Origin of the sequence: Pseudomonas sp. NMI542_15 (assembly GCF_021283425.1) — a bacterium.
GTDB classification, from domain to species: Bacteria; Pseudomonadota; Gammaproteobacteria; order Pseudomonadales; family Pseudomonadaceae; genus Aquipseudomonas; species Aquipseudomonas fortuita.
The window spans coordinates 208,392-229,412 of sequence record NZ_JAJSRO010000004.1; the positions used below are offsets into that span (position 1 = coordinate 208,392).

The 21,021-nt window shown below is 63.4% G+C and carries 25 protein-coding genes and 1 pseudogene; 12 read left to right on the plus strand and 14 right to left on the minus strand.

Annotated features, from left to right (window positions below; genetic code table 11):
* Positions 1 to 42: 42 nt before the first annotated feature.
* Together LU684_RS09915 and LU684_RS09920 are read right to left on the minus strand one after the other, a co-directional pair.
* Positions 43 to 401 (minus strand): annotated as a pseudogene (locus LU684_RS09915) (MmcQ/YjbR family DNA-binding protein).
* Positions 394 to 1,296, minus strand: coding sequence for a LysR substrate-binding domain-containing protein (locus tag LU684_RS09920; protein WP_060516636.1), 903 nt, complete (start codon positions 1,294 to 1,296; stop codon positions 394 to 396). The pseudogene LU684_RS09915 and the gene LU684_RS09920 overlap by 8 nt, the downstream one beginning before the upstream one ends.
* Positions 1,297 to 1,429: 133 nt before the next feature.
* Here LU684_RS09920 and LU684_RS09925 point away from each other — a divergent pair, with 133 nt between their 5' ends.
* Complete coding sequence (locus LU684_RS09925) at positions 1,430 to 2,041, plus strand: FMN-dependent NADH-azoreductase (protein ID WP_023049322.1); 612 nt, start codon at positions 1,430 to 1,432, stop codon at positions 2,039 to 2,041.
* A 53-nt stretch (positions 2,042 to 2,094) separates the two neighbouring features.
* On the opposite strand, the gene LU684_RS09930 is transcribed toward LU684_RS09925, so the two are convergent.
* Both LU684_RS09930 and LU684_RS09935 read right to left on the minus strand, forming a co-directional pair.
* Complete coding sequence (locus LU684_RS09930) at positions 2,095 to 2,694, minus strand: helix-turn-helix domain-containing protein (RefSeq protein ID WP_016486514.1); 600 nt, start codon at positions 2,692 to 2,694, stop codon at positions 2,095 to 2,097.
* Positions 2,695 to 2,733: 39 nt separating this feature from the next.
* Entirely contained in the window at positions 2,734 to 4,686 is a 1,953-nt protein-coding gene (locus tag LU684_RS09935; protein ID WP_232894587.1) for an oxidoreductase, read from the minus strand.
* A 178-nt stretch (positions 4,687 to 4,864) separates the two neighbouring features.
* Here LU684_RS09935 and LU684_RS09940 point away from each other — a divergent pair, with 178 nt between their 5' ends.
* The 6 genes from LU684_RS09940 (at position 4,865) to LU684_RS09965 (ending at position 8,976) form a co-directional block, all read left to right on the plus strand.
* Entirely contained in the window at positions 4,865 to 5,908 is a 1,044-nt protein-coding gene (locus tag LU684_RS09940; RefSeq protein WP_191087653.1) for an ABC transporter substrate-binding protein, read from the plus strand.
* 33 nt (positions 5,909 to 5,941) lie between these two features.
* Entirely contained in the window at positions 5,942 to 6,697 is a 756-nt protein-coding gene (locus LU684_RS09945) for a class II aldolase/adducin family protein (protein WP_016486517.1), read from the plus strand.
* A gap of 223 nt (positions 6,698 to 6,920) precedes the next feature.
* Positions 6,921 to 7,805, plus strand: a complete 885-nt coding sequence (locus tag LU684_RS09950) for an EamA family transporter (protein ID WP_095115077.1) — start codon at positions 6,921 to 6,923, stop codon at positions 7,803 to 7,805.
* Between the two features lie 69 nt (positions 7,806 to 7,874).
* Entirely contained in the window at positions 7,875 to 8,195 is a 321-nt protein-coding gene (locus LU684_RS09955) for a YbjQ family protein (protein ID WP_016486519.1), read from the plus strand.
* A 138-nt stretch (positions 8,196 to 8,333) separates the two neighbouring features.
* Positions 8,334 to 8,522, plus strand: a complete 189-nt coding sequence (locus tag LU684_RS09960) for a hypothetical protein (RefSeq protein WP_003253897.1) — start codon at positions 8,334 to 8,336, stop codon at positions 8,520 to 8,522.
* Between the two features lie 142 nt (positions 8,523 to 8,664).
* Complete coding sequence (locus LU684_RS09965; RefSeq protein ID WP_016486520.1) at positions 8,665 to 8,976, plus strand: hypothetical protein; 312 nt, start codon at positions 8,665 to 8,667, stop codon at positions 8,974 to 8,976.
* 46 nt (positions 8,977 to 9,022) lie between these two features.
* Here the strand turns inward: LU684_RS09965 and LU684_RS09970 are convergent, their stop codons facing one another.
* Both LU684_RS09970 and ampC read right to left on the minus strand, forming a co-directional pair.
* Entirely contained in the window at positions 9,023 to 9,355 is a 333-nt protein-coding gene (locus tag LU684_RS09970) for a hypothetical protein (RefSeq protein WP_016486521.1), read from the minus strand.
* 300 nt (positions 9,356 to 9,655) lie between these two features.
* Positions 9,656 to 10,798: a class C beta-lactamase gene (gene ampC / locus LU684_RS09975; RefSeq protein ID WP_232894589.1), complete on the minus strand. Its 1,143-nt coding sequence runs from the start codon at positions 10,796 to 10,798 to the stop codon at positions 9,656 to 9,658.
* A gap of 119 nt (positions 10,799 to 10,917) precedes the next feature.
* On the opposite strand from ampC, the gene LU684_RS09980 reads away from it, so the two are divergent.
* Positions 10,918 to 11,910, plus strand: coding sequence for a bile acid:sodium symporter family protein (locus LU684_RS09980; protein WP_232894591.1), 993 nt, complete (start codon positions 10,918 to 10,920; stop codon positions 11,908 to 11,910).
* A 63-nt stretch (positions 11,911 to 11,973) separates the two neighbouring features.
* Here LU684_RS09980 and LU684_RS09985 read toward each other — a convergent pair whose 3' ends face one another.
* Positions 11,974 to 12,567, minus strand: coding sequence for an eCIS core domain-containing protein (locus LU684_RS09985; protein ID WP_232894592.1), 594 nt, complete (start codon positions 12,565 to 12,567; stop codon positions 11,974 to 11,976).
* Positions 12,554 to 13,117 carry a TetR/AcrR family transcriptional regulator gene (locus LU684_RS09990; protein ID WP_016486525.1) on the minus strand — a complete coding sequence of 188 codons (564 nt, stop codon included), beginning with the start codon at positions 13,115 to 13,117 and terminating at the stop codon, positions 12,554 to 12,556. Before LU684_RS09990 ends, LU684_RS09985 begins: the two co-directional genes overlap by 14 nt.
* An 89-nt stretch (positions 13,118 to 13,206) precedes the next feature.
* On the opposite strand from LU684_RS09990, the gene LU684_RS09995 reads away from it, so the two are divergent.
* Both LU684_RS09995 and LU684_RS10000 read left to right on the plus strand, forming a co-directional pair.
* Positions 13,207 to 13,938 (plus strand): SDR family oxidoreductase, encoded by a 732-nt coding sequence (locus LU684_RS09995; RefSeq protein WP_070086510.1) that lies wholly within the window; start codon positions 13,207 to 13,209, stop codon positions 13,936 to 13,938.
* Between the two features lie 29 nt (positions 13,939 to 13,967).
* Positions 13,968 to 14,582 (plus strand): 2-hydroxychromene-2-carboxylate isomerase, encoded by a 615-nt coding sequence (locus tag LU684_RS10000; protein WP_016486527.1) that lies wholly within the window; start codon positions 13,968 to 13,970, stop codon positions 14,580 to 14,582.
* Here LU684_RS10000 and LU684_RS10005 read toward each other — a convergent pair.
* The 5 genes from LU684_RS10005 to LU684_RS10025 all read right to left on the minus strand — a co-directional run bounded on the left by LU684_RS10005 (position 14,555) and on the right by LU684_RS10025 (position 18,356).
* Entirely contained in the window at positions 14,555 to 14,854 is a 300-nt protein-coding gene (locus tag LU684_RS10005; protein ID WP_232894593.1) for a DUF7693 family protein, read from the minus strand. The genes LU684_RS10000 and LU684_RS10005 overlap by 28 nt on opposite strands.
* A gap of 2 nt (positions 14,855 to 14,856) precedes the next feature.
* The gene (locus LU684_RS10010; protein ID WP_016486529.1) at positions 14,857 to 15,402 is read right to left on the minus strand and encodes a cupin domain-containing protein; all 546 of its coding nucleotides are present in this window, start codon (positions 15,400 to 15,402) and stop codon (positions 14,857 to 14,859) included.
* An 81-nt stretch (positions 15,403 to 15,483) separates the two neighbouring features.
* The gene (locus LU684_RS10015) at positions 15,484 to 16,689 is read right to left on the minus strand and encodes an MFS transporter (protein ID WP_016486530.1); all 1,206 of its coding nucleotides are present in this window, start codon (positions 16,687 to 16,689) and stop codon (positions 15,484 to 15,486) included.
* An 84-nt stretch (positions 16,690 to 16,773) separates the two neighbouring features.
* On the minus strand, positions 16,774 to 17,307 hold the full coding sequence (locus LU684_RS10020) for a cytochrome b (protein WP_232894594.1): 534 nt from the start codon (positions 17,305 to 17,307) through the stop codon (positions 16,774 to 16,776).
* Complete coding sequence (locus LU684_RS10025) at positions 17,304 to 18,356, minus strand: catalase family peroxidase (protein WP_232894595.1); 1,053 nt, start codon at positions 18,354 to 18,356, stop codon at positions 17,304 to 17,306. The genes LU684_RS10020 and LU684_RS10025 overlap by 4 nt, the downstream gene beginning before the upstream one ends.
* Positions 18,357 to 18,479: 123 nt before the next feature.
* Here LU684_RS10025 and LU684_RS10030 point away from each other — a divergent pair, with 123 nt between their 5' ends.
* Positions 18,480 to 19,001, plus strand: coding sequence for a sigma-70 family RNA polymerase sigma factor (locus LU684_RS10030; RefSeq protein ID WP_024717967.1), 522 nt, complete (start codon positions 18,480 to 18,482; stop codon positions 18,999 to 19,001).
* Positions 18,998 to 19,750, plus strand: coding sequence for an anti-sigma factor family protein (locus tag LU684_RS10035; protein WP_232894596.1), 753 nt, complete (start codon positions 18,998 to 19,000; stop codon positions 19,748 to 19,750). The genes LU684_RS10030 and LU684_RS10035 overlap by 4 nt, the downstream gene beginning before the upstream one ends.
* 331 nt (positions 19,751 to 20,081) lie before the next feature.
* On the opposite strand, the gene xthA is transcribed toward LU684_RS10035, so the two are convergent.
* Positions 20,082 to 20,894, minus strand: a complete 813-nt coding sequence (gene xthA / locus LU684_RS10040) for an exodeoxyribonuclease III (RefSeq protein ID WP_060516625.1) — start codon at positions 20,892 to 20,894, stop codon at positions 20,082 to 20,084.
* Positions 20,895 to 21,021: the final 127 nt, after the last annotated feature.

Sequence of the window (21,021 nt, forward strand, 5' to 3'; positions counted from 1 at the left end):
CCTCTTCGCCGGCTTGCCCGCGAAGAGGCCGATACAGGCTGACTAGATCAACAACCCTGCCTGCAACCGCTTGGGCAATCGCCGCACCACCAGTTGATGCGAACGCTGCAACACATCACACAGCTCATCACGCCCCATGGGGTAGGGCAGCGCCATGCTGATCCACCGCGCCCGCGCCAGATAAGGCGCAGGCCGCCCCCTGGGCGATCGCAGTAGCCCAGAAACAGCTCATCGGCCACTTTGAACGACAGCCCCGCACCCGCCAGGTCGAGCACCGCGAACATCTTGTTGCCCGCCACCGAGAACACCCGGATGCCACCCCACTTGTAGTCTTCCCGTGCACCCGGAAGGCTCAGGCAAAACGCGGCCACCTGGGCTTCGCTCATCTTCCTTTCAGACATACCGCTCTCCACAGGCCTCGAATGATGCCGCCAGGTGATCAATCCACACCCGCACCGCAGGCAGTACGCCGCGCCGGTGCGGGTACACCGCCTGCAGGTAGCCGCCTGGCAGTGACCAGTCTGGCAGCAGGCGCACCAGTTCGCCGCGCTCAAGCTCTTCTTCGCAGAACATGCTGGGCAGCGCGGTGAACCCCAAGCCGGCCCGTACAGCGGCGTTACGCACTACGAAATCATCTATGGCCAAGCGCGGCTCCAAGGCAATTTCATGCTGTTTGCCATGCGGGCCGAGCAGGCGCAAGTGCACCAGCCGGTCTGCTTCGGCGGCGCCCAGTACCGGCAGTGACGCCAGCTCACCCGGTTCGCGGATGTGGTCGGCGAAACCGGGCGCGGCCACCAGTTGCATCTGCGCCTGACGCAGGCGACGAGTCACCAGGGCCGGGTCTTCGTCGCCCAGGTCGCGTACGCGCAGGGCGACGTCGATGCCTTCGGAAATCAGGTCGACGCGGCGGTTGAGCAGCACCATGTCCAGCTGCACCAGCGGGTACTGGGCAAGAAAGCGGCTGATCACATCTGGCAGAAAGGCATGCGCCAACGCCACCGGGCATGACACCCGCAAGCGCCCGCGCGGCTCGCTGCTCATGCTGGCCACGGCTTCATCGGCGGCTTCGGCCTCTAGCAGCATGGCCTGGCAGTGGTGCAGGTAGCGTTCGCCCACCGCAGTGAGCTTCAGCTGCCGTGTGGTGCGTTGCAGCAGGCGGGTGCCCAGGCGCTCTTCCAGCTCGGCAATCCGCCGCGACAGGCGCGATTTGGGGATGCCCAATTGACGCCCGGCGGCGGCAAAACCGCCGGCTTCGACCACGCGGGCAAAGTAGAAAAGGTCGTTGAGGTCTTGCATGAGAATGTCTCACTGTTCCATCTGTGGGACAAACTAGCGCATATTTGCCGCCTTATCACCCATTACTCATCTCTGTAGGATTCTCTCCATCGTGATCGCCTAACGCTGCGGTCTTCAATCACAGGAGAGTCCCATGAAACTGTTGCACATCGATTCGAGCATCCTGGGCGACAATTCCGCCTCCCGCCAGCTGAGCCGTGAAGTGGTCGAAGCCTGGAAAGCCGCTGACCCAAGCGTGGAGGTGCTGTACCGCGACCTGGCCGCCGACGCCATTGCACACTTCTCTGCCGCGACCTTGGTAGCCGCAGGTACCCCTGAGGACATGCGCGATGCAGCCCAGGCCTTCGAGGCCAAGCTGAGCGCGCAAACCCTGGAAGAATTCCTGGCCGCCGATGCTGTGGTGATTGGTGCGCCGATGTACAACTTCACCGTACCGACCCAGCTCAAGGCCTGGATCGACCGCGTTGCCGTTGCCGGCAAGACCTTCCGCTACACCGAAGCGGGCCCGGAAGGCCTGTGCGGCAACAAGAAAGTGGTACTGGTGTCCACTGCCGGTGGCCTGCACGCTGGCCAGCCGAGCGGCGCCGGGCATGAAGACTTCCTGAAAGTGTTCCTGGGCTTTATCGGTGTCACCGACCTGGAAATCGTTCGCGCCCATGGCCTGGCTTATGGCCCGGAGCACCGCACACAAGCAATTGATGCTGCACAGGCGCAGATTGCCAACGCGCTGTTTGCTGCTGCCTGAGCCAGTCCGTAACCGCCAGCGTGAACATTGGGGGAGCAACCGTCAGGCGTGCTTCAGAATGTTGGCGGTGTGATCACCCAGATCACCACGGCATCCACCTCACCGGGGTTGCCGTAGCGGTGCGGCTCCTGGCTGGAGAAGCTGAAACTGTCGCCTTCACCCAGCTGAAAATGGCGTTCGCCCACCCACAGCTCGAAGCTGCCGCTCAGGATGTAGCCGGCTTCTTCGCCCTCATGGCTGTAGCTTTGCTGGCTGTAGGTGCCTGGGGGGAAGCGCGAGTGCAGGATCTCAAGCTGGCGGTTGGGCTGGGGGGTGAGCAACTGATCGACGATGCCATCTTCATAGTGCACGCTCAGGCGGCTGTTGCGCCGCACGACATAGCCCTGGTCCTCGGGCGCAGGGGTGGCCTCGCTGGCGAAGAACCACTGGATGGTCACGCCCAGGCTGCGGGCGATGTTGAACAGCGCCGGGATTGACGGGTAGGAGAGGTTGCGCTCCAACTGGCTGATGTAGCCGGCGGTCAGCTCACTGTGCGCAGCCAGCTCCGCCAAGGTCATGCCGCGGCGCTTGCGCAGGCCGCGGATGCGTGTGCCCAGAAACTGCGGCGCGGCGCCTCCGGCTTCGCTGGCGGGGGGCAGGGGGAGTTGGCTCATGCACGTCGGTCCATCGCAAAAGCCGCAGTATGTACAGCCTCAGAGCGACCAGGCAACCGTCAGGCCGTCGTGAATCGCTTCTTCGGCGGTACGTGGTGCCAGGCAGTCGCCAATGCGCCGCACTTCTACCAGGCCGGCCAGCTCGCTGGCCAGGCTGTCTTGCGGCTGATGGCCCATGCACAGCACCAGCGTGTCGATGCCTTCGAAGATCATGGGTTCGCCGCTGGCGGTGTGCTCCAGGTACACCGTGTTGTCGTCGCTGCCGTACAAGCGCGCGTAAGGGGTGACAGGGATGCCCAGGCGATGCAGTTCGCCGGCGAGCTGGTCACGCACGTAAAGCGGCAGGTTCTCGCCGCAATGGGTACCGTTGACGGCCAACTGCACCTGGTGCCCCTCGCGTACCAGGCGTTCGGCGATGCCAGGGCCGATCCAGTCGCAGCGCCAGTCCATCACCAGCACCGAACGCCCCAGCTTCACTTCGTTACGCAGTACTTGCCAGGCGTCCACCACCTGCAGCTCGCCGCTGCGCTCGAACGCCGGCCAGTAGGGGGTGGCACCGGTAGCGGCAATGACCAGGTCGGGGTGTTCGCGTTCGACCAGGGCGCGGTCCACCCGGGTGTTGCGCACGACTTCGACACCGGCAAGGGCCATTTCCCGTTGCAGATTGGTACTGGCCCCGCCGAACTCGCTGCGCCGCGGTAGCAATTGGGCCAGCAGCACCTGGCCACCGAGCTGTGGGCCGGCCTCGTACAGCGTTACGTGGTGGCCGCGGGCGGCGGCCACGGCGGCAGCCTTCATGCCGGCGGGGCCGCCACCGGCGACGAGAATGCGCTTGGGCGTTGTGGTAGGCGTCAGCTGCCCATACTGCAATTCGCGGCCGGTTTCTGGCCGCTGGATGCAGGAGATGGCCAAGCCGCGATGGAAGTGACCGATGCAGGCCTGGTTGCAGGCGATACAGGCGCGTACATCTTCGACCTGGCCGCGTTCGGTCTTGCTCGGCATCAGCGGGTCGCAGATCAGTGCGCGGGTCATGCCGCAAACATCGGCCTGGCCGCGTGCCAGGATCAGTTCAGCTTCCTGGGGCTGGTTGATGCGCCCGGTAACAAACAGGGGTATGGCCAGCTGTTGCTTGAAGGTGCCGGCTTCTCTGGCCAGATAGGCTGGCTCGATGGCCATGGGCGGGACTATGTGCACGGCGCCGCCCAAGGACGCCGATGTGCCGGCGACGATGTGCAGGTAGTCGAGTTGGCCCTGCAGGGCAATGGCTGCGGCCAGCGACTCGTCCTCGCTCAGCCCTTGGCTGTCGCGCTCGTCGGCGCTGATGCGCAGGCCGATGATGAACTGCTCGTCGGTGGCGGCGCGCACGGCGGCCAGCACCTCACGCAGAAACCTCAGGCGCTGTTCCAGATCGCCGTTGTAGCCGTCGCTGCGCAGGTTCACCCGCGGGTTCATGAACTGTGCGGGCAGGTAGCCATGGCTTGCCACCACTTCGACGCCGTCCAGCCCAGCCTGGTGCAGACGCCGGGCCGCACTGGCGTAGCCCTGGACAATTTCGTCGATCATCGGCTGGTCCAGTGCGCGCGGCATCACCCGGAAGCGTTCGTTGGGCACCGAGGACGCACAGTAGGCAACCGCTAGCAGGCCGTCTGCCGATTCCATGATCTCCCGGCCGGGGTGAAACAGTTGCGACAGCACCACGGTGCCGTGTGCATGGCAGGCTTCGGCCAGCTGTCGATAGCCGTCGATGCAGGCATCGTCGGTGGCCATCAGCACATGCGAGGTGTAGCGGGCGCTGTCATGCACCCCCGCAACCTGCAGCACGATCAGGCCGACGCCACCGGCTGCACGGTCGCGCTGGTAGGCGATCAGCTTGTCGTTGACCAGGTTGTCGGTGGGCAGGCAGGTATCGTGGCCGGTGGACATGATGCGGTTCTTCAAGCGCTTGCCGCGGATCTGCAACGCTTCAAACAGGTGAGGGAAGGCGGTCTGCATACAGGCGGCTCCGGTGCGGTGTTGTTCTTGTTTTGTGTATGAAAGTGTAGCTCCAGTAAAAAATCAACTTGTTTTTTTACTGGTGCGCGACTAGGTTTTCATCACCCTCAGCGCGAGGGCGTGACCTCACAACAACAAGAAAACGGGCCCTTGGGGGCACCGGCAGGAGGAAACTTAGATGCAGACAATTGCACGTGTTGCTGGCCTTTGGGCAACGTTGCTGGCCGTTGGCCTGGGCACTGCGCAAGCTGCGCCGCAGATGGTCGTGGTGGGCTATGGCGGCGCCGGCCAGAAGGCTCAGGACGAGGCAATCTTCAAGCCCTTCAGTGCCCAGGATGGCAGCAAGCTGATACAGAGCGAATACAACGGCGAAATGGCGCGGATCCAGGTGATGGCCGACACCGGCAACGTCGATTGGGATGTGGTGCAGATCGAGGGGCCGGACTTGATGCGTGGCTGTGAGGAAGGTATCTACGAACACCTCGACTGGCAGCGCTTGGGCCATGCCGCCGAGCTCATACCCGACGCGGCGCAGGATTGCGGCTCGGCTGCGCTGGTGTGGAGCGTGGCTATCGCCTACGACCGCAACAAGCTGGCGCAGGCGCCGGCCTCGTGGGCCGACTTCTGGGACGTGAACAAGTACCCAGGCAAGCGCGGCTTGCGCAAACGTGCGGTGTATAACCTGGAGTTTGCCCTGCTGGCCGATGGGGTCAAGGTAGAGGACGTCTATCAGGTGCTGTCGACGCCGGCCGGGGTTGACCGTGCATTCGCCAAGCTCAGCGAACTCAAGCCCTATATCCAGTGGTGGGACGCCGGCGCCCAACCTGCGCAGTGGCTGGCTGCAGGTGATGTGGTAATGACTTCGACCTACAGCGGGCGCATCGCCGTGGCGGCGCAGCAAGGCAGCCCGTTGGCCGTGGTCTGGCCTGGAAGCCTGTATGGCATGGACTACTGGGCAATCATCAAAGGCTCGCGGCATGTCGACCAGGCCAAGCGGCTGATAGCCTATGCCAATCAGCCGGATACCCAGGTGCGGTATGTGCAGCAGATTCCCTATGGGCCGACCAACACCCAGGCAGCCGTCAGGCTTGACCCGGCCCTGGCCAGTTGGGTGCCCACTTCGCCGCAGAACTTGCAAGGGGCACTGGCGATGAATGTGGAATTCTGGGTCGACCATGGCGAAGAGCTGGAACAACGCTTCAATGCCTGGGCGAGCAAGTAGTTTCAAGCCTCCTCATCTATAGAGATAACCACCATGATCGCAACGGAACAGCGCTTGCGCCGGGAACTGGCTGCCTGCTATCGGCTGATCGCGCACTTTCGCATGAGCGACCTGATCTTCACCCACATTTCCTTGCGCCTGCCCGGGCCGGAGCATCACTTCCTGATCAACCCGTACGGGCTGCTGTTCGAAGAGATTACTGCCTCCAGCCTGGTAAAGATCGACTTGCAGGGAAGGCCAGTGCAACCTTCGCCGCACCCGGTCAACCCGGCCGGCTTCGTCATTCACAGTGCTATTCATGCCGCTCGTGATGACGCCCAATGCGTGCTGCACACTCACACCCGCGCGGGTTGCGCGGTAGCCGCGCTGGAGTGCGGCCTGTTGCCGGTCAACCAGATGTCCATGGAGTTTTACGGCCGGGTGGCTTACCACTCCTACGAAGGTATCGCACTGGATATGGACGAACAGCAGCGGTTGGTTGCCGACCTCGGCGACAAGCCGGTGATGATCCTGCGTAACCATGGCCTGCTTGCTACAGGGCGCAGCGTGGCCGAAGCATTCTTGCGCATGTTCTACCTGGAGAAGGCCTGTGAGATCCAGTTGGCAGCGCAGAGTGCCGGTCAACTGATACTGCCGCCGGCCGCAGTGTGCGTGCATACCGAACGGCAGTTCAATGAGCCGGAGCGGGGGTTGAAACAGGGTGAGCTGGCCGACCCGGATGCGCTGCAGCTGGCGTGGGCAGCGTTGTTGCGAATGCTGGAAAAGGTGGCACCAGGTTATCAGGATTGAGGCTGCGACCCGCTGATTTGGCAGGGGTGTGTCAGGCCCGGCACTGGAACGCCTGCGAGGTCACGGCGGGAGTACATGTGTTCTCCTGTGGTTGGCCCCGTACTGGGGGCCAGTAACAGTCACTGTTGCGCAACGACGGCGGGTAACTGTGCTGGTCCGCTTTTGAGGAATAGCCTTATGCTGTAACGAAATATGTCCACAAAGCCTGTAGAAGGAAGTCGCAATGCCGCTCAAGGACCTGCTCATTGCCCTGGTGGTGATTGTCGCCTGGGGAGTCAACTTCGTGGTCATCAAGGTTGGCCTCGACGGCTTGCCGCCGATGTTGCTGGGGGCGCTGCGCTTCCTGTTGGTGGCGTTTCCGGCAATCTTGCTGATCAAGCGGCCGAAACTGCCTTGGCGTTGGCTGATTGCCTATGGTGCGACGATTTCGCTGGGCCAGTTCGCGTTCCTGTTCCAGGCTATGTACAGCGGCATGCCGCCTGGCTTGGCCTCGCTGATCTTGCAGTCACAGGCTTTCTTTACGCTGGGGTTCGCGGCACTGTTTTTGGGTGAACGGTTGCGCCTGGCCAGTGTGTTGGGGCTGCTGATAGCCGCCAGCGGCCTGGCGTTGATTGGTAGCGAAGATGGTGGCCATGTACCGCTGCTGGCGTTGGTGCTGACCTTGTGCGGTGGTGCCATGTGGGGCATGGGCAACATCATTACCCGGCGTTTTGGCTCGGTTGACCTTGTGGCATTGGTGATCTGGGGCGGGCTGATACCGCCACTGCCGTTCCTGGCGTTGTCCTGGTGGCTGGAAGGGCCTGAGCGCATTGGCCATGCCCTGGCCAATATCAGCTGGAGCTCGGTGCTGGCACTGGTGTACCTGGCCTTCGTCGCCACCATGCTTGGTTACAGCCTGTGGAGCAAACTGCTGTCGCGCCACCCGGCCGGCAAGGTGGCACCGTTCTCGCTGCTGGTACCCGTGATTGGTTTGAGCTCGTCGGCGTTGTTGCTGGGCGAACGGCTGACCGCAATCCAGGGCTGGGGTGCCTTGCTGGTAATGGCGGGGTTGCTGGTGAACGTATTCGGCGCGCGTATCGGGCAAAGGTTGCGGGCGGTCACCGCGTAAGCCGCACAAATATGCTGCTTGGCGCTCTGTTAGAATCGGCCTCTTTATCCAGGTCAACGGAGCGCTTTCATGATCATTACCACGACCAGCCAGCTCGAAGGTCGCCCGATTGCTGAATACTTGGGCGTCGTCAGCTCCGAATCGGTGCAGGGCATCAACTTCGTGCGCGATTTCTTTGCACGCTTTCGCGACTTTTTCGGCGGCCGCTCGCAAACGCTGGAAAGCGCCCTGCGTGAGGCGCGCGAGCAGGCGACCGAGGAGCTCAAGGCGCGGGCACATCAGTTGCGAGCCGATGCGGTAGTGGGTGTGGATTTCGAAATTAGCATGCCGTCGGTGCAGGGCGGCATGGTCGTGGTATTTGCCACCGGCACCGCGGTGCGGTTGAAGTAGAGCGGTCTGCCACTGGTCGGCTGTCGTGCGATTGTCCGGGTGGTCCGTAAATGACCGGCTAGTCTCTTTTTTACAGGCCGCGTTTTCTGGGCGACTTTTCTGGTTGCCGGCGCGACTGCCACTGGAGGGAGACAGGGCATGAGCGAATCCTTTTTCGAAGACCTGAATGATGCGTTCCCGATCAACAGCCAAGTGCGTTGCGGCCAGGCGGCCTTCCGCCTCGGGTTCGCCCACATGACGCTGGATGATTCCGAACAGCTACAGCCTGCACACCTGCAGCGCAGTAAAAAAGGCCGCTTCATGCCGCGGGTTCCGCTGAAGAAGTGACCCCGCCCCAGTACATAACCCCGCCCAATGGCGGGGTTTTTATTGCGCTTTGTTGATCCGGCTCATGGCATTGCCGGGTAGCGCTCGCCGGCTGGCCAGGGTTGTGGTCTTCTGTCGTGGCATTCCAGCGACGGAGGATCGAATGCTCATGCGAGTCAGGGAACAGACGTATTGGCAGTGGGCCGACGCCCAGTTGCACAGCCGCAGCCACAACGAAGCTCTCAGTGACGGCACAACGCTGGATGTGCAGGTGCGCTTGTCACGTCTGGGGGCGACTCAGCTGTTTTTAGGGCTGTATGGAGCCGATGGGCGGGCAATGCTGGAGGAGTACTACCCTGCGCGGCCCGGGGAAACCATGACCCGTGCCTTGGTGTGGGGTGTGGACCGTGCCCGTGCGATGGCTACCGGTGCCCTGCCATTGCCGCAAAGCCGTTGCCGACGGCGCCAGGCATGAAAAAGCCCGGCCTATGCGGGCCGGGCTCAGATAAAGGTGAGAACCCTCAGTTGAGCGGTTCGATCACCTTGACTGCCTGCCGCTCACGGGCGGCGGGCCATTCTTGTTGCAGGGTCTGCAGCACGCGGCCGACGAATTCGGTATCGGCGGCGGCCTTCTTGCCGACGTAGCCCTGGCCACGGCGGTAGACCTTGAAGCGGGCACGCATGCTGGGCAGGTGCTCTTCGAATTCATCTTCGATCGTATTCGGTGGCAGGCGGTCGAGCCGCACCTCACCGGTTTGGCTAACCCACAGCAGGTGGTCGTCAAGGCTGTCCTTGCGTACAGCGAACAGCTGCGCCAGTTGGTCGATAGTCGGATTGTTGTTCAAGTTCATCATAAAGCCCCCATTACCCATTCGTAGGTGATTTTCACAGTTGGCGCTACCACGGTGTAGCGCACTACCAACGCTGCTACAGCAGCATCGCAACAGGGGCTTTCTCACGCTGCCTTTTGGACAGTTCCCTCTCCACGGACGGCCTGCGTTACCGCGCAAGCCGTCTGGAACACCCTTGCCACCGCTCCCGATCAGGGAGACGGCTTCATCATGCACAAGGGCGATGAGCGGCGTCAATCATTTTGTAGTGAATATTTTTACTCACTACATTTCTGTCTTTTTGTTCGACAATCGCCGTTTCCACTACAGCCCGGACAGTATCTCGAAGGCTGCACGAACCCTGGCTTCGTTCGGGTAATTTCGATTGGCCAGCAACACTATTGCCAGCTGTTCACTGGGCACAAATGCGGCGTAAGCGCCGAAACCGCTAGTTGCACCGGTTTTGTTGTACCAGGCGGCCGGCAGTTGGGGCAGGGCGGGTTGCAAGCGCTTGGTTGGCTGCGGTTCACGGACCAGCCGCGCGCTGTTGCCATCTACCAGGGTGCCCAGCGTGACGGGGTAGGGATAACGCTCCCAGCCCAGGCCTTGGGTCATGGTGCCGACCTGGAAGTAGCCCTGCTGGGTGATGGCGGTTGCTTTAGCCAGTGCCGGTGGCAGGCCCTGGGGCTGCATGTGCAGCCGCACGTACTGCAGCAAATCGCTGGCGCTGGTCTTGATGCCGTAGGCTTCGTCGGCATACGGGCCGGGGCCGACGCGCACCGGTTTGTCGGCGTCGTCGTAACCTTGGGCATAAAGCCCCTGAGCACTGGCCGGGACCTGCAGATAGGTGTTTTTGAGGCCCATTTTTGCCAGCAGCCCCTCGGACATCAGCGTAGAAAACGGTTGATGCTGTGCCCGTGCGGCCAAGTCACCGAACAGGCCAAGGCTGGGGTTCGAGTAGCAGCGCTGGGTGCCGGGTTTGGCACGGGGTTGCCAGTGGCGGAAGAAATCGACGACCTGTTGCGGTGTCTGCACCGCATCGGGGAACTGCAAGGGCAGGCAGTCGGCACTGTAGGCACCCAGTTCCAGCACCGTCGCGTCGCCGATGGGCGCCCCGGCCAGTGCCGGATGATAGTGCTTGGCCGGGGCTTCAAGGTCCAGCTTGCCCTCGGCGCTGGCCAGCGCGGCCAGGGTGGCGGTGTAGGTCTTGCTCAGCGAACCGATCTCGAACAGCGTGTCTCGGCTGACAGGCACATTGTCGGCCTTGCTGGCCACGCCATAGCTGAAGTAGTGCGCGTGGTCGCGTGCGTAGATCGCCACGGCCATGCCGCTGATTCCCTGCGCCTGCATCAACGGGCGGATGATCTGGTCGACCTTGGCCTGCAATTGGTCGTCGGCCTGGGCGGCGGTGTGGCCCAGAATGAGTGTGATGACGGCTGCAAGCGCGGCCGGGCGGGAGAGGGGCATGAGCGGGTCCTTTTGCGGAGCGTGTCCGTTGAGCGATACCGATGGGGGTTCCGGCGTTAGCGGCGGAAAGCCGTAGACCTTATCGTCTGCCCTTGCACAATGACAAGACGGACACTGTGATGAAGTATTTGCGGATGTTATTCGACAATTTCACCCTGGCTTTGCTTGGGGTGGTTCTGATCGCCACCGTCCTGCCTTGCTCGGGCGATGGCGCGGTGTATTTTGGCTGGCTGACCAACCTGGCCATCGGCCTGCTGTTCTTCCTGCATGGTGCCAAGCTGTCGCGCGAGGCAATCATTGCCGGCGCCGGGCACTGGCGCCTGCACCTGCTGGTGTTTTCTTGTACGTTCGTGATGTTCCCGCTGCTTGGCCTGGCGCTAAAGCCTGTGTTCCTGCCACTGGTGGGCAACGAGTTGTACCTGGGCGTGCTCTACCTGTGTGCCTTGCCGGCCACGGTGCAGTCGGCCATCGCCTTTACCTCGCTGGCCCGCGGTAACGTGCCAGCAGCCATTTGCAGCGCGGCGGCCTCAAGCCTGCTGGGTATCTTCCTGACCCCCTTGCTGGTGATGATGTTGCTGGGCGCCAGTGGTGACACCGGTTCTGGCCTGGATGCCGTGCTGAAGATCACCCTGCAACTGCTGGTGCCGTTCGTTGCCGGGCAGGTTGCGCGGCGCTGGATCGGCGCCTGGGTCAAGCGCAATGCGCGTTGGCTCAAGGTGGTGGACCAGGGCTCGATCCTGCTGGTGGTGTACACCGCTTTCAGCGAAGCCGTGGTCACCGGCTTGTGGCACACGGTATCGCCGCAGCACCTGGCCGGGTTGTTCGCCGTGTGCGGGATTTTGCTGGCGGTGGTGCTGTTTGGTACCCGTGTGCTTGGCAAGGCATTGGGCTTCAATCTCGAAGACCGCATCACCATCTTGTTTGCCGGCTCCAAGAAAAGCCTGGCTACCGGTGTGCCCATGGCTCAAGTGTTGTTCGTGGGCAGCGGTATTGGTGCGATGATCCTGCCGCTTATGCTGTTCCACCAGATCCAGCTGATGGTCTGTGCGGTGCTGGGGCAACGTTATGCCAGCCGTGAGCAGGGCGCCGAAGAGGCTTCGGCGGCGTCCTGAGCGCATGCGCAGTCCGCTACCGGAGCGGCCTTGTATCGCGATGGGCTGCAAAGCAGCCCATTTCTACCTGGCTTGGCCTGAAGCGCGTTCGCGCAAAGCCTTGCCGACCTCGGCCTCGATCTTGTAGGCCGGCGCTTCGAGGTCGTCATAGTTGCGCGTATAGCGCCGGGCAAATTCCTCCACCCCCAGCGCCTGATACTGCTGCACATGCTTGAGCTCGTGAGCCCACAGGGCCACGTTGTCCTCGGCGTCGCCGGCCCGGCGGAAGATGATCGTGTCGATCAGCGTCACGGCGTTTACATCGGGGTTCTGCAGTAACGCGTTGGCTGCGCTCATCTGCTGTTCGTCACCCACCCGGAAGCGCGCCGCATCGAGCACGGCAAAGTCGTACCAGGGTTCGAGTTGCGCACGGATATGCAGCGGGATCGGCTCGACGCCGCTGGCGGTGGCCTCATCCCTGGCCTGGCGCAAGGCGAACGTCAGGCTGGACGAGGCCATCACCTCCACATCCTTGAGAATCTCACCGGCTTGCCCCGGGTCAATCGGCGCACAAAAACAGCCCATCAGGCACACTTGGTATTGCCCGGGCGGGCACGCTTGTTCGGCAAGCGCGGGCACCGTCAGCGTCAGGCCCAGCAGCAGGCTAATCCGCTTCATGCAGGGCCTTTTCGACAAACTGGCGGCTTGCATCCAGCACCTGCGATTGCACCCCTTCAGTGGCCAGCATGCGCCCGATCATCAACGCACCCACGCATTGGCTGATCAGCACCCAGGCCAGTTGATCATCCTCCAATGTCGCGCTCCAGGCCTGGTGCAGTTCGACCAGCCAGTGCTCAGCCTCTTCGCGCACCGGCGTTGCGGCCCGGGCGATTTCCACACCCAGTGGCGGGAGCGGGCAGCCGTTTTCGGGATTGTGCAGGTGGGCCAGGCTCAGGTACTGCTGCAGACAGCGGCCCAGGCGTTCGCGGCTGGCGCCCTGGTTGGCCAGGCGGGCCAGCGGGCTGTTGCGCAGCTCCTGGCGCACCACCTCGGTAAACAGGTCGTCCTTGGAGGGGAAGTGATTGTAAAAGGCGCCGCCGGTCAGGCCGATCGCCTTCATCAGCCCGGCCACCCCGGTACTGGCAAAGCCCCCGCGTTTGGCCAGCGCGCCGCTGCTGCTCAGCAACCGTTCACGGGTCTGCTGCTTGTGTTCGTTGGAGTAACGCATTCAATTGCCTCTGCAGGCGGGCTTGACGATGACGGTGATCATAACATAGCGTTCGTTTACTAAACGATCATTTACCAATGGAGGCAGGCATGCCAGAACAACAAAAAGTCGTGTTGGTGATCGGTGCGGGCGATGCCACGGGTGGCGAGATTGCCAAGCGCTTTGCCCGTGAGGGCTACATTGCCTGCGTCACGCGGCGTCAGGCTGACAAGCTGCAACCGCTGCTGGAGGAAATACGTGCCGCTGGCGGCCAGGCCCACGGCTTTGGCTCCGATGCGCGCAAAGAGCAGGAGGTGGCGGCGTTGGTCGAGACTATCGAGCGTGATATCGGCCCGATCGACGTGTTTGTCTTCAATATCGGCGCCAATGTGCCCTGCAGTATTCTCGAGGAAACCCCGCGCAAGTACTTCAAGATCTGGGAAATGGCCTGCTTTGCCGGTTTTCTCACGGCGCAAGCGGTTGCCCGGCGCATGGTCCGGCGTGAGCGCGGCACGATCCTGTTCACCGGCGCCACTGCAGGCACCCGCGGTGCGGCGGGTTTCGCGGCTTTCGCCGGGGCAAAGCATGGCTTGCGCGCTCTGGCCCAGAGCATGGCACGTGAGCTGGGGCCGCGGAATATCCATGTCGCGCATGTAGTGGTGGACGGTGCCATCGACACCGCTTTCATCCGCGACAGCTTTCCCGAGCGCTATGCCCTCAAGGACCAGGATGGCATCCTCGACCCGGCGCACATTGCCGACAGCTACTGGTTCCTGCACGCCCAGCCACGAGACGCCTGGACTTTCGAACTGGACCTGCGCCCCTGGATGGAACGCTGGTAAGCCCCTATCACCAAGCAAGGACTGTCACCATGAACAAGACTGTCGATTTCTTTTTTGACCTGGGCAGCCCGGCCAGCTACCTGGCCTGGACTCAATTGCCAGGCCTGTGTGCCCGCCAGGGGGCTACGCTGCACTTGCGGCCAATGCTGCTGGGCGGGGTTTTCCAGGCTACCGGCAATGCTTCGCCGGCCATGGTCCCGGCCAAGGGGCGCTACATGTTCACGGACCTGGCACGCTTTGCCGCGCGCTATGGGGTACCGTTCGGGCTGCCGCCGGGGTTTCCGGTCAATACCTTGACCTTGATGCGCGGGGTCATGGGTACCCAGTTGCGCGCGCCGGAGCAGTTGGAGTCGTTGCTGTCGGCGCTGTTCAATGGGCTGTGGGTGCAGCGGCGCAACCTGAGCGATAGCGCGGTTCTGGACGAAACACTGAGCCAGGCAGGGTTCGATCCGCAGGCTTTTCATGCGCTGGCGGCCGACGGCGAAGTAAAAGCAGCGCTCAAGCAGGCGACCGAGGTGGCAGTGGAGCGCGGGGTGTTTGGCGCGCCGACCTGCTTTGTCGGTGAGGCAATGTTCTTTGGGCAGGACCGTCTGGACTTTGTCGAGGAAGCGTTAAGTCAGGGTGCCAGCAGCTTTTCGAGCTGAGTGCGTTCCCACAGGCTCAGCAGGTCGACCGGGTTGGTGCCGTAGCGCTGCCACTCCTCGATCCCGGCCTGATGGCCGTCGGGGCAGCGGCAACTGATGCAATGGGCAAGGCCTTCGGTATCCACGGCCAGTGCCAATTGCCAACCCTGGATGTCGACATCGACCAGGCCGCCATCGCGGCGTGCACTCACCTGCAGGTGATGGACGCCAAGTGCAGCGTTACGCAGGCTCTGGTAAATGGCCCGGCTGTTCAGCGAACCGCTGCGCGTCAAGGTCAGAAATTCGCCGGCGTGTTTGCGCTGATAATCTCGGCCTCGTCCGGGCCGATGTTTTTGAAGCTGTGCGGCAGGGTAGTTGGGATGTAGTAGCCGTCGCCCGAGTTGAGCACGCTGACTTGGCCATCGACCCAAAGCTCCACGGTGCCGCGGGTGACCAGGCCACATTCTTCGCCCTCGGCATGCACGATCGGCTCGCCCGAATCCGCACCCGGTGCATACAGTTCGCGCAGCATGCGCATCTGCCGGCCTTCGACACTGGCACCAACCAGCAGCATGCGCAGGCCGTTGCGGCCCAGGTCTGGCTGCTCGGCGCCCCGGAAGACAAAGCGTTCTTCGCGCACCGGCTCGTCGAAACTGAAGAACTCCGCGAGGCTCATGGGAATGCCTTCGAGCAGTTTTTTCAGGGAACTGACCGAAGGGCTGACGCGGTTCTGCTCGATCTGCGAGATCGTCGAATTGGTCAGCCCGCTGCGGCGGGCCAGTTCCCGTTGGGAGAGGTTGTTGCGTTCACGCACCAGTTTGAGTCGCGTCCCCGTGTCCATAGCCGCCTTGTAATCAGAGGTGTAAAAAATAATGAGCGACGCGCATTAAAACACACTCTGCACGCTTGCGCGCTGTGCTTCTCAGACACGCTGGTCGCGCGGCATCGGCCATAGCCCGACCAGCAGCAACAGGGCGGCCACGGCCAGGAATGGCAGGCGCGGATCAAGGGCATAAACCAGGGTGCCAGCCAGCGGGCCGATCACCGCCCCCATGCCTTGGGCCGCACCAATGGAACCGGCTGTGGCGCCCTGCTCGGAGGCGTGCATGGCGTTAGCCGCCAGCGCAGAAAAGGACGGGAAGACAAAGCCCATGCCCGCTGCCGCGATGAAATAGCAGCCCCATAGCGCAGGTGCGGTGGTGGCGAGCGAGCCGCAGGCAAAGCCCAGGGCTGAGACCGTGGCGCCTGTGCGGATCATTTTCAGTGGCGGCCATTCCAGTTTGCGCAGCAATACCTGTGACAGCATCAATGCCACGCCCACGGTGGTCAATGCGATGCCGGCGGCCTGGGCGGCCTCTGCAGGGCCCAGGTGCAGGCGGTCAATGGCGAAGAAACCGACGATGATCTGCGACACGGTGACACTGAGCATGGCGCTGAATGCTACCAGCAGGGGCCGGCGCAGGCGTGGGTCGTTCAAACGCACTGGGCTCGGGGCATGGTTGTGGGGCAGCGCCTGCGGCTTGAGGGTGAACAACAGCACGAGAAAGGCACTGGCCGGCAGCAGCGACATGATATGAAAAGGCAGGCTCAGACTATGCCTGGCCAACAGCGCCGCCAGCGCCGGCCCCACCACCAGGCCGACAGCGTTGGCCGCCCCCAGCGAGGCCATGGCCCGAGCACGACGCTGCGGCTCGACATGGTCGGCGATCAGCGCATTGCAACCTACCGGGATAGCCGCATAGAAGGCACCGATGCAGCCGCGTGCGACCATCAGGCCGATGAACGCTGCGGTCGCCCCCGGCAGCCAGCGCAGCGCGCCTTCCACAAACAGGCATAGCAGCCAATAAGCCAGAGTAAAACCGGCGGTGCCCAGCAGCAGAACGCGCCGGCGCCCCAGGCGGTCTGCCGCCCGGCCCCAGGGCCGCGCCAGCAGCACCCAGACCACGCCGGCCACAGTCACGGCGGCACCCGCCTGCCAGGTGGCCATGCCGAGCTGGCGGGCAATCGGGCCGATCAGGGCGACGAAGGCCATCATCGACATGGTACAGGCCATGTTGGCCAGCAGCAGCGGACGCAAGTCCAGGGTGCTGGCAGGTTTAAGGGTTGCAGGATCCTTTGCGACGTTCATTGGGCAGTCCAGGGCAGTAAGGCAATAGAAACCGATATTATTAAGAATTGTTATCGATTGTCGAACGGCCCGGGCTATTGCAATTCATTCGCTGCGGCGCAGGGGGCCAGGCCACATGCTACGCAACACACCGTCGCGGCGCACCCATGCGTGCATCAAGGCTGCCGCCACATGCACCAGCACGGTGGCCAACAGCAGGTAGCCGGCCCAGCCGTGTGCCATGCGCAGCACGGCATACAGTTGCAAGTTGTGCGGGGCGATGGCCGGCAAGCCCAGCGGGCGAGGGTAGTCGCCCGCTGACAGCATTGCCCAGCCCAGTAGCGGCATGGCTAGCATCAGGCCATAGAGCAGCAGGTGCGATGCCCCGGCGGCCCAGCGCTGCAGGGTGGGCAGGTCTCGCGGCAAGGGTGGATGAGGCACGGCCAGGCGCACCCCGATACGCAGCACGACCAGCACCAGCAGTGCCAGGCCGGTGGCCTTGTGCAGCCCGATGAGTACAGGGTGGCGTAGCGACAGGTCTGCAACCATGCTCACGCCAATGAACAGCATGGCCAGGATCAGCACGGCCATCAGCCAGTGCAGCAGGCGGGCGAAAGGGTGGAAGGCTTCGGGTTTCATGGGCGGGCTCCGGTGCTGAGCGATTCACGGCTGCGGCGGTTGAACGATTCCGAGTAGGCAGCCGAACGGGCGGCGAGGATGGGGTCGGCAGATGCCTCTATGCCTCGGGGCAGGATCAACGGGTCGAAGTTGAGGTCGCGGCATGCCCCCTGTTCGGGGGCGTCGACCTGTTCCAGCACCAGGGTGCCGGCGTCTACGCTGCGCCGTTCGGCAGGCCAGGGCCGGGCAGGGTCGTCCACAGCATCGCCGGGTTCAGCCAGCACGAGGCGAAGCGTCCAGCGTAACGGGCCCTGGGCCAGGCGTTGCTGCAGGTCGTGTTGCAGAAACTGTTTGTCATCAATCTGGGTGGGCAGCGCGGCAAACGCGGTTTGTGGCTCAAGCTGCCAGCGCACCGGGTGGCGGGCGCCGCTTGCATCTATCAGCTGAAAGGCATTGATGCTGTGGTATTGGGTGCTGGCGAAGCTGTTGCTGGGCTTGTAGCCCGCCGCCCACTGGCGAAACGCTGCGCTTTCCGGGTGGGCTGCGAAGAACGCCTGCATGCTGGCGGGGTTCGGTTTGCCGGTGGCCGGGTCTGGCGTACTCGCCAGTACTTGCTCGTAGAACCCTTGCGGGGTGCTTATCGCCAGCACAGGCGGGGTGTTCATGCCGGTGCGCCAGACCTGCCCGTCGTCGGTGCTCAGCTGAATGGCCAGGCTGCGTACGGGTATGCTTGTGTCCGGGGCATACGGGTTGGCGCCGCCAATGGCGAGGCGGCCGATCACCGGGACACGCGCCTGGCTGAATACGCGCGCCGTGGACAGGTTGGCGGCCTGCCCGCTGGCCTGGAAGTAGCCACTGACACACAGGCCCTTGGCGTGGTTCTTGCGGTAGCCTGGGTAGTGCCCGGCTTGGGCCTCGAAGGTGTCAATGATGCGCTGTGGTGTCAGCCGGGTTTCGCCAAGCCAGCCGGCGGCATAGGCAAAGCCGGCACCTGCGGCCAGCATCACGGCGCCGATGGCAGCCAGGCGCAAGGCTTTCGCCGGGCCGTGCAAAGGTGAGTTCATGGTCATCGTCCGGTTTGGTGAATGTGCCAGTACGACGGGGCAGGGAAAAATTTATTCCATCGACGGGAATAGAATTTCCTGGTGGGCGTCTGCCTTTACAATGACTACTTCAAAGGCCGGGACTTTGCCATGCATGATCTGGACGACCACCAGTGGCGCGAGCTGCTGGCCCGCCTGCGCCGTTTTGCCGTGTGGCTGACCCGCGAGCCGGGCAGCGCCGATGACCTGGTGCAGGCCACGGTCGAGCGGGCCCTAAGCCGACGTGACCAGCAACGCGATGCCGAGGCGCTGCGGGCTTGGCTGTTTACCATCCTCTATCGGCTTTTCCTTGACGGTAAGCGTCGCGACCGCCTGCATGCGCGCTGGCTGTCGTGGTTCGGCCGTGCCGAGAGCGAGGAGGAGCCGCTCGGGGCCAACCTTGAGGCGATTGTCCTGGCCCAGGCCGACTTGCAGGCATTTGCCCGGCTGACGGCCGAACAGCGCGCCTTGTTGCTGCTTATCAGCATCGAAGGCTTGAGTTACAAGGAAGCTGCCCAGGCCTTGGGCATCCCCATCGGCACTGTGATGTCGCGCCTGTCGCGCGCCCGCAGTGCCTTGCGCGAACTGACCGAGGGCAACCCTCAGCCCCCGGCCTTGCGGAGACTGAAATGACGCGTCTGATCCCCAGCGAAGACGAATTGCACGCTTACGTCGATGAGCGCCTGGCGCCTGCGCGCCGGGCCGAAGTGCAGGCCTGGCTGGCGGCCAACCCGCAGGCTGCGGCACGGGTAGAGGGCTGGCGCGCCGATGCCCGCCGGTTGCGTACGGCGCTGGCCGGGTTTGGCGAACTGCCCGGGGCGGCGCAGCTGGACCTTGGGCAGTTGCGTCGGCAATTGCGCCAGCGTCGGCAGCGGCGCTGGGCCACCGCGGCGGTGGTCGTGCTGGCATTGGGCGTCGGAGGGCTGGGCGGCTGGCAGGTGCGCGATGCGTCCCTGGCACGAGCCGACCAGCCCATGGCCGATGCTGTCCAGGCGCACCGGTTGTTTGCCGCCAGCGAGGCGCTGGATATCCAGGCCAGTGATCCAGGGCAGTTGCGCGACTGGTTGGGGCGGCATTTCAGCCGCGTTGGGCAATTGCCGGACCTGGCGGGCTATGGCTTCAAACCGGTGGGGGCGCGCTTGCTCAGCAACGAGCAGGGGCCGGCGGCACTGCTGGTGTTTGAAGATGGCAAGGGCCAGCGCATCAGCCTGTTCCTGCGCTCACCGGGCGAGCTTTATCGGCGCATGCCAGACGGGCAGCGGGTTGATGGCCTGCTGGAGGCGCGGTACTGGTCGCATGGGGCTTACAACTTCGCCTTGGTCAGCGCGGCGGACGATGCGCGTGGGGCCGGGGTGGGGGAGGCGTTGCGGTTGGGGTTGTGAGTGCTCGCCATAACAATTTCAGCGCCTGTGCGATCGAGCGCCGCCCGCGCGGCGCTTCGCGGGGCAAGCCCGCTCCCACATTTGTTGCAACGTACCGAACCTGTCAGGCCATGGTTGTCAGCCTTGTTGGCTTGACGCAATTTCCTGGCTGGCGCTGCCGCCCCCCACCCATCTCAAGCCATGCACCAAGGCTGACCACGCCGCTTCCATAGGCATGGCCATGTTGCAACAAATGTGGGAGCGGGCTTGCCCCGCGAAGCGCCGCGCGGGCGGCGCTCGGTCTAACCGGCACTACAAGCCCCAAGGCGTGTACCTTGGGCCCACACCAGAATCAGCTCAACTCCAACCAGATCGGCGCATGGTCCGAGGGCTTTTCCATGCCACGCAGTTCATAGTCCACGCCCGCTGCCTTGAGACGCGGCACCAGGTGCTGCGAGGCCATGATCAGGTCGATGCGCAGGCCACGTTTGGGATCGTCCTCGAAACCCCGGCTGCGGTAGTCGAACCAGCTGAAACGGTCGGTCACGTCGGGGTGCAGGTGGCGGAAGCTGTCAACCAGGCCCCAGCCTTTCAAGCGCTCCATCCACTCACGCTCTTCAGGCAGGAAACTGCACTTGCCAGTCTTCAGCCAGCGCTTGGCATTGTCTGGGCCGATGCCGATATCGCAGTCCTGCGGCGAGATGTTCATGTCACCCATTACCAGCAGTGGCTGGTCGTTGCGGAACTGGCCTTCCAGCAGTGCCTGCAGGTCGCTGTAGAAACGCTGCTTGGCCGGGAATTTGGTGGGGTGGTCGCGGCTTTCGCCCTGGGGGAAATAGCCGTTCATGATGGTGATCGGGTTGCCATCTGCATCGGCGAAGGTGCCCCAGATGAAGCGGCGCTGGGCCTCTTCTTCATCGGTGGCAAAGCCTTTGTGCAGGCTCAATGGAGCCTGGCGCGACAGTAGAGCCACGCCGTAGTGGCCTTTCTGGCCGTGGTAGTGCACGTGGTAACCCAGCGCCTGCACGTCGGCCAGCGGAAACTGATCGTCGCTGACCTTGGTTTCCTGCAGGCCGATCACGTCCGGCTGGTGCTTTTCGATGAGCGCTGCCAGCTGATGCGGGCGTGCTCGCAGGCCGTTGATGTTGAAACAGACGATCTTCATGGAAAGACAATCCCGGTAAAAGGCGGGATGCTAGCCGACATCGCCCCACATCACCAGCGTGGCGGCCTCCGGCCCCTGCTGCTAACGTGCTGTAGGGGGTGAACGAAGCGCGGTGGTGCACCTCCAA

Coding starts and splice junctions, on each gene's coding strand:
- LU684_RS09950 (WP_095115077.1), top strand. CDS start 6,921: ATGCCGCTCAAGGACCTGCTCATTGCCCTGGTGGTGATTGTCGCCTGG.
- LU684_RS10015 (WP_016486530.1), bottom strand. CDS start 16,689: ATGAACGTCGCAAAGGATCCTGCAACCCTTAAACCTGCCAGCACCCTG.
- LU684_RS10025 (WP_232894595.1), bottom strand. CDS start 18,356: ATGACCATGAACTCACCTTTGCACGGCCCGGCGAAAGCCTTGCGCCTG.
- LU684_RS10010 (WP_016486529.1), bottom strand. CDS start 15,402: ATGGACACGGGGACGCGACTCAAACTGGTGCGTGAACGCAACAACCTC.
- LU684_RS09985 (WP_232894592.1), bottom strand. CDS start 12,567: ATGAAGCGGATTAGCCTGCTGCTGGGCCTGACGCTGACGGTGCCCGCG.
- LU684_RS09965 (WP_016486520.1), top strand. CDS start 8,665: ATGCTCATGCGAGTCAGGGAACAGACGTATTGGCAGTGGGCCGACGCC.
- LU684_RS09990 (WP_016486525.1), bottom strand. CDS start 13,117: ATGCGTTACTCCAACGAACACAAGCAGCAGACCCGTGAACGGTTGCTG.
- LU684_RS09970 (WP_016486521.1), bottom strand. CDS start 9,355: ATGATGAACTTGAACAACAATCCGACTATCGACCAACTGGCGCAGCTG.
- LU684_RS10020 (WP_232894594.1), bottom strand. CDS start 17,307: ATGAAACCCGAAGCCTTCCACCCTTTCGCCCGCCTGCTGCACTGGCTG.
- LU684_RS09980 (WP_232894591.1), top strand. CDS start 10,918: ATGAAGTATTTGCGGATGTTATTCGACAATTTCACCCTGGCTTTGCTT.
- LU684_RS09930 (WP_016486514.1), bottom strand. CDS start 2,694: ATGAGCCAACTCCCCCTGCCCCCCGCCAGCGAAGCCGGAGGCGCCGCG.
- LU684_RS09920 (WP_060516636.1), bottom strand. CDS start 1,296: ATGCAAGACCTCAACGACCTTTTCTACTTTGCCCGCGTGGTCGAAGCC.
- LU684_RS09955 (WP_016486519.1), top strand. CDS start 7,875: ATGATCATTACCACGACCAGCCAGCTCGAAGGTCGCCCGATTGCTGAA.
- LU684_RS09935 (WP_232894587.1), bottom strand. CDS start 4,686: ATGCAGACCGCCTTCCCTCACCTGTTTGAAGCGTTGCAGATCCGCGGC.
- LU684_RS10035 (WP_232894596.1), top strand. CDS start 18,998: ATGACGCGTCTGATCCCCAGCGAAGACGAATTGCACGCTTACGTCGAT.
- LU684_RS09925 (WP_023049322.1), top strand. CDS start 1,430: ATGAAACTGTTGCACATCGATTCGAGCATCCTGGGCGACAATTCCGCC.
- LU684_RS10000 (WP_016486527.1), top strand. CDS start 13,968: ATGAACAAGACTGTCGATTTCTTTTTTGACCTGGGCAGCCCGGCCAGC.
- LU684_RS10030 (WP_024717967.1), top strand. CDS start 18,480: ATGCATGATCTGGACGACCACCAGTGGCGCGAGCTGCTGGCCCGCCTG.
- LU684_RS09940 (WP_191087653.1), top strand. CDS start 4,865: ATGCAGACAATTGCACGTGTTGCTGGCCTTTGGGCAACGTTGCTGGCC.
- LU684_RS09960 (WP_003253897.1), top strand. CDS start 8,334: ATGAGCGAATCCTTTTTCGAAGACCTGAATGATGCGTTCCCGATCAAC.
- xthA (WP_060516625.1), bottom strand. CDS start 20,894: ATGAAGATCGTCTGTTTCAACATCAACGGCCTGCGAGCACGCCCGCAT.
- LU684_RS09945 (WP_016486517.1), top strand. CDS start 5,942: ATGATCGCAACGGAACAGCGCTTGCGCCGGGAACTGGCTGCCTGCTAT.
- ampC (WP_232894589.1), bottom strand. CDS start 10,798: ATGCCCCTCTCCCGCCCGGCCGCGCTTGCAGCCGTCATCACACTCATT.
- LU684_RS09995 (WP_070086510.1), top strand. CDS start 13,207: ATGCCAGAACAACAAAAAGTCGTGTTGGTGATCGGTGCGGGCGATGCC.